General features: G+C 33.3%; 9 protein-coding genes. 1 reads left to right on the top strand and 8 read right to left on the bottom strand.

What is annotated here, in order from left to right:
- On the top strand, positions 1-436 hold a 436-nt coding region (locus ACFQZ1_RS15045), incomplete at its 5' end, for an IS6 family transposase (protein WP_377882991.1).
- Positions 437-463: 27 nt separating this feature from the next.
- On the opposite strand, the gene ACFQZ1_RS15050 is transcribed toward ACFQZ1_RS15045, so the two are convergent.
- The 8 genes from ACFQZ1_RS15050 to ACFQZ1_RS15085 all read right to left on the bottom strand — a co-directional run bounded on the left by ACFQZ1_RS15050 (position 464) and on the right by ACFQZ1_RS15085 (position 8687).
- Positions 464-2011: a serine hydrolase domain-containing protein gene (locus ACFQZ1_RS15050; protein ID WP_377882992.1), complete on the bottom strand. Its 1548-nt coding sequence runs from the start codon at positions 2009-2011 to the stop codon at positions 464-466.
- A 250-nt stretch (positions 2012-2261) separates the two neighbouring features.
- Positions 2262-2564, bottom strand: a complete 303-nt coding sequence (locus ACFQZ1_RS15055) for a DDE-type integrase/transposase/recombinase (RefSeq protein ID WP_377882993.1) — start codon at positions 2562-2564, stop codon at positions 2262-2264.
- Between the two features lie 94 nt (positions 2565-2658).
- A complete protein-coding gene (locus ACFQZ1_RS15060; RefSeq protein ID WP_377882994.1) occupies positions 2659-3642 on the bottom strand; it encodes an alpha/beta fold hydrolase in 984 nt (327 codons plus the stop codon).
- 314 nt (positions 3643-3956) lie between these two features.
- A complete protein-coding gene (locus tag ACFQZ1_RS15065; RefSeq protein ID WP_377882995.1) occupies positions 3957-4529 on the bottom strand; it encodes a plasmid pRiA4b ORF-3 family protein in 573 nt (190 codons plus the stop codon).
- 857 nt (positions 4530-5386) lie between these two features.
- Positions 5387-6154 carry a CPBP family intramembrane glutamic endopeptidase gene (locus ACFQZ1_RS15070; RefSeq protein ID WP_377882996.1) on the bottom strand — a complete coding sequence of 256 codons (768 nt, stop codon included), beginning with the start codon at positions 6152-6154 and terminating at the stop codon, positions 5387-5389.
- Positions 6138-7277, bottom strand: coding sequence for a helix-turn-helix domain-containing protein (locus tag ACFQZ1_RS15075; RefSeq protein ID WP_377882997.1), 1140 nt, complete (start codon positions 7275-7277; stop codon positions 6138-6140). The genes ACFQZ1_RS15070 and ACFQZ1_RS15075 overlap by 17 nt, the downstream gene beginning before the upstream one ends.
- A gap of 305 nt (positions 7278-7582) precedes the next feature.
- The gene (locus ACFQZ1_RS15080; RefSeq protein WP_377882998.1) at positions 7583-8011 is read right to left on the bottom strand and encodes a GNAT family N-acetyltransferase; all 429 of its coding nucleotides are present in this window, start codon (positions 8009-8011) and stop codon (positions 7583-7585) included.
- A gap of 520 nt (positions 8012-8531) precedes the next feature.
- Positions 8532-8687: a hypothetical protein gene (locus ACFQZ1_RS15085; RefSeq protein ID WP_377882999.1), complete on the bottom strand. Its 156-nt coding sequence runs from the start codon at positions 8685-8687 to the stop codon at positions 8532-8534.
- Between the last annotated feature and the right edge of the window lie 134 nt (positions 8688-8821).

The following is an 8821-nucleotide window of genomic DNA, read 5'->3' on the forward strand; positions in this document are numbered from 1 at the left end:
GAAATGGTGTTATTTATATCGAGCAATTGATAAAGAGGGACAAACACTTGATATTCAACTTCGTCAAAAACGGGACACACAAGCAGCATATGCTTTTATGAAAATACTTGTTCGATCTTTTGGAGAACCAACGGTTCTGACGACAGATAAGGCCCCTTCTTTAGCTTCCGCATTCAAAAAATTAAAGGAGATAGGTCTTTACAAAAATACCTTTCATCGTACAATCAAGTACCTCAATAATATCATTGAGCAAGATCACCGGCATGTGAAACGTCGATTCTCCCGTTCTTTAGGATTTCAAAGTCTTCGCCATGCCTCACGTACTATTAAAGGTATAGAAACTGTCCATGCTATATACAAACAAAAACGAAGTCCTCAACCAAACTTCGTTTTTTCGACGTATAACGCATTACATGAATTATTAATAGTTTCATAAAGCTGGTCCATAACATTCCCCATCCCTTTATATCTTCGGAAACTTTGCAACAGAATCAACATTATTTTGTTTGAAATTTATTTGTTTTATAATGTTAAACCTAATCATTGAAGAAATTAGTAACAATGTCGTTAAAAAAGCACACAGTACATTGAAAATAATTAGAGTGAATGGCATCCATACTAGAACCATATTAAATGAATAATCTATTAGATACGGCCATATAACAAGTATAATCATAAAGAATAATCCAGTAATCATTTTTACAGCAAACCAAAGCTTCTCTTTTTTGAAGTTTATTTCGGTTTTTTTATTAATACGTTTTCTCATCGTACTAATAAAAATCATAACAAGTATAATTAGTACAGTTAATATCAGAATGCCAATACTAAAAATTTTATCCATGGAACCTTGACTAAACGTTATATTCGTTTGTGGTTTGTTGTTAAGATGATTCATTATATTTTGAGATATATTGATTGTTTGGCTTCCTGGGCTGTTTGATTGCACTCCAATAGCCACATCTTTTTTCGGAAGGATAATTATATTTGATGTGAAACTAGGGTTTTCTCCACTGTGAGTAATATATGAACCATCTTTTGTTACTATCCATCCGTATGCATAGTATAAAGGTTTATTTTTAAATTCACCAACAATGATATCATTGTTAATTGTGTGTGATTTCTTAATAAGGCGTGCAAGCTGCTTGGGAACGTCACCACTTCCTAATTGTGCATTTAACCAAATTCCCATATTTTTTGAAGAAGTAATTAAATATCCGTCAGCTAATGAGCCTTGATATCTAGGTGCATCATATTCAGAAGCTCTAAAGAAGAATGGTAAGTATCCTTGCGCCATATCACCAGTTTTTTCTGCTTCTTTTAAATTGTAATAACTATTATTCATTCCTAGTGGTAGTAAAATTTTTTCTTTTACAAAATCCTCGTATTTTTGACCAGTTGCCATTTCAAGAATATACGCTAGTAAGTCATATCCAATATTGGCATATTCGAAGTGTGTTCCCGGATAAAAGTCTAAAGTGATTCCTTCCGATAAACGAACCGTTTTTTCAAGGAGATTATGAGAAGTTCCTTTTGGAAATTTGTTAATGGTTTTCTCTGGTAAGCCACTTGAGTGGTGTATAAGTTGTTCGATAGTAATTTCAACCTTTTCTCCATTAAAATTCACATTAAACCATGGCACATATTTTGAAACGCTATCTTTAAGAGATAATATTCCTTCATCTTCCAGTATCAACATGGCTAAGGCAGTAAATGCTTTTGTTGTAGAACCCAGTTCAAATAAAGTATCCGTAGTTATAGGTGTTTTCTCTTTTATATTACTGAAACCGTACTGACCATATATTACTTCTACCCCGTTTGTAACAGTTATTGATGCTCCTGGGGCATTATCTCCTTTCAAAGAATAAGAAATAATATCCTGTATTCCCTTTAATTTGAGAACGTTATTTATTTCCCTTTTTGAATATGCATTTGTTGTTACAACACTTAAATTGAATAACAAAACCAATGTAATTATAAGAAAAATCAGTCTTTTTAAATGGTTATTTCTCATTAATCAATTTTCCTTTCAATAAAATTTTGAGAAAGATGAAGAATATTAATGTTAAGCAAAACTCAATACCTTTTAATAAGGAATTGAGTTTTGTTTGTCTATCTATTTCAACTGTTATTATTTCTTACGTGGCCAAATGAAATATGAGATGGTAAAAATAAAATCTGCTACGAGTATAACTGTCCATATTATGGTTCTGGTGCAAATACTTAGGAAAGATATAAAGAGGCAAAAAGTTTCCTAGTGGAATCTAGTCTTCAGTAGCAATTCCAAATAGTTGATGGATGAAATTCACTTGATTTTGGACAGACTTATCCAGTAAAACAAGTTGCCTTTTTTTTACCATATGCATAGCTTCTATTCCAGAAATAATGTATGTAGCTGTGCGAAAGGATTTCAATCCTAGCATCGAACGAACTCGCTTTTTAATAAACAGATGATCTTGTTCCACCAAATCACGAAAACTTAGATTGTACCGTAGGTACCATCTTACTGTTAATAAAATAAGATCAGGCTGATAGTGTTTCCATTTAAACAAATTTTTCTTTTCCATACCGATCACACACCCTTTTAGAGTAATAGTATTAGTATGTCCAAGACTTAGAGATTACTTGCAATTACCCTGAAGTTTTTGCACCAGAACCCCTTCATTTCACTTTTTTATTGATAAATTCCTTAGAAAGCTTATATATTTCATCAGCTTGGTATAAATAAACGCTGTGTGTTCCCCTCAATCTTATAACATCTGCTATTTCAAGTTGTTCTGCAAATTCTTTATAATCTTTGTAATGTTGTTTTGTATATTTCGAGTTTTTATTTTGATCAGCAACTGCATCTAAAAATAATATAGGTGTCCCTTTTGGTATCGGAAGGTTAACGGATTTTTTACTGTTTTCGTAAGAATGTAAGAGCTCTTGCTCCATATCAACATTAAAAAACTGTTTATACGATATTGCTTTATAAATTTCTTTTTCATGTTTATTTAAAAAAGCTTGTCGAATCACTTCAGGATTATAAGTAGTAGAAGGTAGAAGTCGATGAATACCCATTTTCGTTAAAATATTCATTCCTCTTATTTTTAATGTTGACTTATCCACTTCACTTTTATATTTCACATACTGCTGAGGTAAACCAATATCTAACGCAACAATCCCCTGGATTTCCTCCGGATATTTTTGTGCCCAATAAATAGCCTCTATTCCCGATATTGAATGTGGAACTAAAATATAAGGAGGTTTATTTCCACTTTTAATAAGTGCTTCTCTCGTTTGTTCTAATATTTTATCAATATCCCTTCCATCGTTAAAAACATCACTGTTCCCATAACCAGCTCTGTCTACTATAGCAATCTTATTTTCTTTTGAAAACTTACTATATACTCCTTTCATTTCATAAACAGGAGCAGCAACCCCAGAGCCAGACATAAATACATATGTATCCTTACCGTTTCCCTCATTATAAACATTCATTTTTTTATTATTAATATTTACGATTGTTCCCTTACTTTTAATAAGATCTGATTCCTTACTTAATTGATAGTTATGGTATATAAAAACGGATACTAATATAAGTAAGATAACCGCAATAAACATGATAAATATATTCTTTAATACTTTAAATAATTTTCTCATAGGGTTCTCCTTTCAAGTTATATTGAAAGGATACGATATAAAAATAAATTTCTAATAAATTTTATAGTAAAATTTTTTTCTCTTTGTTTCTAAATAGAATTCAATTGTTCAGCTCGAATGGTCAAGATAATATTATTTTTAACTAGGGATTTAATCACTTTTCAATTTGGGTACTGCCCGCAAAACTCGAATTTTACATGCTAAGCATATTTCAACATAAAAGAGCCGTTTTTCTACTTTAAGCAAAAAAATGGCTCTTCTTGTTGTAATGGTCGAAGAAATTCTAACTGTGTGCCTGGTTTACTTATACAGACTTACTCATCATCTGAATAAGACAGGCCGGTATTAATGACTTCAATATCAAAATGATTTTCATCAAAATCTAACAAGTCCCATTCTTCATAGATAGGGTATTGAGGGTGTTCTGGATTCTTTATAGCCTCTAAAAATTCCATATAACCCGGAATCCCTCCTATACCCTCTAGAGGACCTGCTTTTTCCCCTCCTATACATTTTATTGCATTGGATGGAATATCCAGCATGTTTTCGACCGTAAGTTTCACTACCCAACTATCTCCAAAGTCATACAAATAATGAAAGGATTGTCCTACCTTTCGAATATGTTTTTTTAACAAGGTAGTTTCGGAGTGTAACATCGGAGATGGGGTTGACATAGCTAATGTGTGAAACGAAATTACAGGGTCTGGTGGAGAAGAGATAGCATACTTCCCTACAGTGAATTCATATAAGTGTTGATCCTCCCACTGAAATAAACATTGGATGACATCATGCAGCTCACGAAATGATAAATCATCCGGTATAATAATCCGCCTCCAAATCGGAAAGGGGCTTTCTTCTAATTCCACGTACAACTGGTAGCCTTTCATCCGTTCATTCCTCCTGTTTAACATGTCCTGTATAACTTATACATAGGATTATCTCTCAAATATGTATAGACGGAAAGTGCAAAATTGGATGATGCTCTTTAAAATAAGGGGAAAAATCTGTTTCATACTCTTGATGGAGGTTCCGAAAATGTTCGTTTTTGGTACTATAACATAGACTCCTTATGTACCCAGGGGGTTATCCTTAGCGTACAAAATCCGCGAAATGATGGCGCTACCCCTTATAGCACCGAAATTCATTTTTATCTTTTTGCGGCAATTTGTTCTGTTAAGTTGATGGGCATGGGGTAGCGCCACATTGCTATCAAGTTAAGAAACTCATTGTTCCCCAAAACAAAAAAATGTTATTCTCTCTGTAGAAATATACAGAGAGAATAACGTTTTTTATGACTCTTTCTATTCAAAATGAACTACAATTGTTTACCGAGAAATTACCCTGACATATGTCATCACATATCTTGGATAAATTAGCTAGAGAAATAGGATTTGTTCAACAGGAAAATAAATATTAGGAAGCTCATGCTTCATTGACACAACTATCTAATCGGTTTGAACCTAATATAGGCATTTTTATGAGTTCAGAAGGAATCAATTAACGCTTTAATTCTCAGGTTGTACAACTTTTACAATAAATATTAGCATCTTTACTCCACCAAAAACTTTGTTTGGACGAATTTCAAATTCGTATAATTGAACTGCTTTTTCATACTCTTAATAATTAAATTCTATTCATTTACGCATAAATGAATTTATTTCTCTTCCTCTTTATTATTTCTCATGTAAGACCCTAGGCAATCACTGCACTTGAAGTGATATCTTGTATCGAACCTTTATCGCTATTAAAGTAGGAAGCAGACAAGGATAACATGAGGAATAATATGACACAAAGCGTGTGCAATCATCGCATATTGCAATCCTAGCTTCCGATACAGCCAACCAAAAACCATTCCTAAAATGCCGTTGAGTAAGAAGCAGCGTAGCAGAATAAGGGCGTTCAGACCACCAAACATCGTAATCGTTGCCGGAATATGCCCTGCTGCAAACAAAAGTGCTGATACAATGTTAGCAACTACAAATATCCATACGGGTATATTCTCTTTGTCTTTGCTGCGAGCAAACAGTTTCCACAAGATAAAAGCAGCCAATGACATGAAAAATAATCTCACCATAATTTCTTCTAGTACTCCACCATAAATAACCGAGACTGCCAGATAGACTAGCGAATAATTATCCTTCTTATAAGTTGCCGCGACTTCGGGAATCACTTTGGCGAAAGTGAAGTAATCTGATAATAAAAACAGACCACCCATAATGCCAATAAATAAAGTAATCAGAACACTTTTTTTTGTAAAGGTAAACTTTTTCAGCAAGTTTACCTTATCGGCTAAAATATAACCAAAAAACCCCATAATACCAGTATATAAAATACCCGTCTGAATACCTGAAACTAGAATATATGATTCTTTTGACATCTTATCTAATATTTGGTTGATCATTTCTTGATTCATCGTAGCGATGCTATACATTCCAATCAGTACTCCACCAATAATACCAATTGGTAACATACAAAGTGAAAATTTCAGTGCATTCTTATAATTGTTTTTCATGTTCGTTCATCCCCAATTTGAATTTTAAAGTTCCAATGATACTCTTATACCTCGGCAGTTCCGCCAAAACAGCAAATGTAGGATTTTCTATAATACCTTGTACCATACTTGCTTTGATGGTATCTTCGTGTCGGACAGTCTTTGACCCAAGCTGGAACTCCTCGAACCAGTTATCAATGGCGTCAAAATAGGAATCGCCATGTAAATGTAAACCATACAAAGAAATACCCGAAGTACAGATAGATGAATACTTTTGCAACATATCCAATGCCTTTTCATGATTTTCCTGCATACAATACACCTGTGCAGCCGTATAATATATCTTTACTAGCATGTTAGGATGTAGATTCTCCAGGTCATAAGTATCTGTAAGGACAAAAGCGCGGTGTAAAATTTCCTCTGTTTTTTCTGCACTTGTTGCATTCAGCAACAGATAAGACGGTATTTCTGTAACCAGTGACATAAGGTGCTGATACATACTGATCTGCATGACTTCATTGGCTCTTTTCACATTTCCCATCAGTTGATACGCCTGTGCTACTATTTCATCATCCGGCGAATGGGGACGGATGGTTTCACCAAGCAAGTCCAAGATCTCCTGAGGTTTGTGTAACACAAGATAACAAGTAGCTTCCAACGATACTGCATCTTTGGCAAGCGAAACATCCTCGCATTCTGTTTTCACCCGAATGCACAGGCTGACAGCTTCCTCAAGAATTTCTGTCCGTTTTTCCGGCTCCACCGCCAACGTATGGTGGTTGGCAAACAGCACCGCCATCTGAAGCAGCAGAGGAAAACAGGAATAATATTTTTTAATGATATTCCTGCACTCTGCAATCACTTCATCAAAAGGCTTTTCAGCAAAAGCGGACGCCAGCATGTGATACAGCTTTTTAATATCATCCTTCGTCATTTGGGGTGCATATCCTATCAATTCATCTATACTGATATTGAAATATGTTGCCAATTGAGGAAGAAAGGTAATGTCAGGATAACTCTGTCCTGTTTCCCATTTTGAAACAGACGCTTTTGTAACACCAATATATTCTGCCAGTTCATCCTGCGTAATACCTTTTTTCCTGCGCTTTGCGATAAGTGTTGTAGCAATATTGATTTCTTTCATTTCATCACCTCAGTTATAATTATACAGGTTATTGTCACACAAACCATGGATTTAAAGTTGATTTTCGTTGATAAAATCAACCGCAGGGAAACTCAAAATAATTTTCTTAATTGGGGCCTGCCACATCGCTATCAAGCTAACAAAACAAAATTCCCCCTAAAATGAAAAAATACGCTATTCTTTCTATAGAATCATAGGAAAGGATGGCGTTTTTGTTAAGTTACAATAAAGTTGTTTAATTCTTATTGGACTAACGCGCAGTTTAGTGCAATTATCAAAGATAAGGGAGGATTTCCACCTTTACCTTATTTTAACTTTAGCTCTAGTATAGGGTATGGACGTCCAGAAGAATCTGTTTCCGTTTCATTTACTATAAAAAAGCCATTATTAATATAGAATTTAGTTGCACTCTTATTGTCTTTATTTACATCAACTGTTGTAATATCAAAGTCTTTAATTAAAGACTTAATAATAGCTTTACCGTATCCTTTACCTATTTTATTAGGTTTTAAAAATAACATTTCTAAGTGTTGTTTATTTATAGCAGAAAAGCCAATTAAATCCTCTTTCTCATACCATAACTGGACATTAAGATGTGGGAAATATGAGGGTATTTCTTTTTTAAACTCTTCTCTATCGGTAGCTCTTAAAAAGTGATGAGTAGCTAAAACCGACTCTTCCCATATATTCAAAATTGTATCATAATCTTTCTGATTTGCTTTTATATATATCATGAATATCTCTCCTTTAGTTTTAAATTATCAACTCCTTCCCAATAAGTATTTTATGATTTTCATGTTATATAGCCACGAACTTAAAATGTTCATTAATAAAACCTCCAAATAAACATTTATTCAAATGAATTACAATATTAAATATTTATTATTTAGTCAATAACTTTATTATTGATTTTTGAGTACAAATACCTTTAAAAGGATAGAAATTAAACAACTTTAAGGAGCTTTATTACGATACAATGTAGCAAATTTCTTGTATTTTTTATATCTAAGTTTAATAACTTTATTATCACTTTACAGTATTTTTTCATTTTAGGGGGTATTTTGTTTTGTTAGCTTGATAGCGATGTGGCGGTACCCCTATATAAAAAAAGGCGGAGTCTCTTTGAAGACTTCGCCTTTTTTTATATAGGGCATGAATGGTTTCAATACCTTTAATTGTACGTGAAGCATGACGAAGTTTTTGCACCAGAACCTATTTTATTTCCTTTCTTAGAACAAAGAGGACAAATAATTATTAATGCCAGCGATCTTCTTCTCCTAGAGCCGCAGTAGTAATAGGACCATAACTAATTTGATTTAACTCGCCCTCATTAAGTTGAATCTCTTGTAGTTTTACTCCGGTTTTTTTTAGAATGAGTTCACTTTGTTCTTGATCTAGTTTGATATTCATGTATATTCCTCCAAATATTTTTTAACCAAAGGCCTCTGGTCAAATTTATACTAATATGTAATATATTACCTGTCAATGAACCTCATATGCTATTAATAACTTAAAATTCCAAAGTATATGTCACATATACTAAT

This window comes from Bacillus sp. CGMCC 1.60114 (assembly GCF_042676365.1).
GTDB lineage: Bacteria > Bacillota > Bacilli > Bacillales > Bacillaceae_G > Bacillus_A > Bacillus_A rhizoplanae_A.

Excerpts from the sequence above, each read along its gene's own strand:
- ACFQZ1_RS15050 (WP_377882992.1), bottom strand. The coding sequence starts at position 2,011 with ATGAGAAATAACCATTTAAAAAGACTGATTTTTCTTATAATTACATTG.
- ACFQZ1_RS15055 (WP_377882993.1), bottom strand. The coding sequence starts at position 2,564 with ATGGAAAAGAAAAATTTGTTTAAATGGAAACACTATCAGCCTGATCTT.
- ACFQZ1_RS15060 (WP_377882994.1), bottom strand. The coding sequence starts at position 3,642 with ATGAGAAAATTATTTAAAGTATTAAAGAATATATTTATCATGTTTATT.
- ACFQZ1_RS15065 (WP_377882995.1), bottom strand. The coding sequence starts at position 4,529 with ATGAAAGGCTACCAGTTGTACGTGGAATTAGAAGAAAGCCCCTTTCCG.
- ACFQZ1_RS15070 (WP_377882996.1), bottom strand. The coding sequence starts at position 6,154 with ATGAAAAACAATTATAAGAATGCACTGAAATTTTCACTTTGTATGTTA.
- ACFQZ1_RS15075 (WP_377882997.1), bottom strand. The coding sequence starts at position 7,277 with ATGAAAGAAATCAATATTGCTACAACACTTATCGCAAAGCGCAGGAAA.
- ACFQZ1_RS15080 (WP_377882998.1), bottom strand. The coding sequence starts at position 8,011 with ATGATATATATAAAAGCAAATCAGAAAGATTATGATACAATTTTGAAT.
- ACFQZ1_RS15085 (WP_377882999.1), bottom strand. The coding sequence starts at position 8,687 with ATGAATATCAAACTAGATCAAGAACAAAGTGAACTCATTCTAAAAAAA.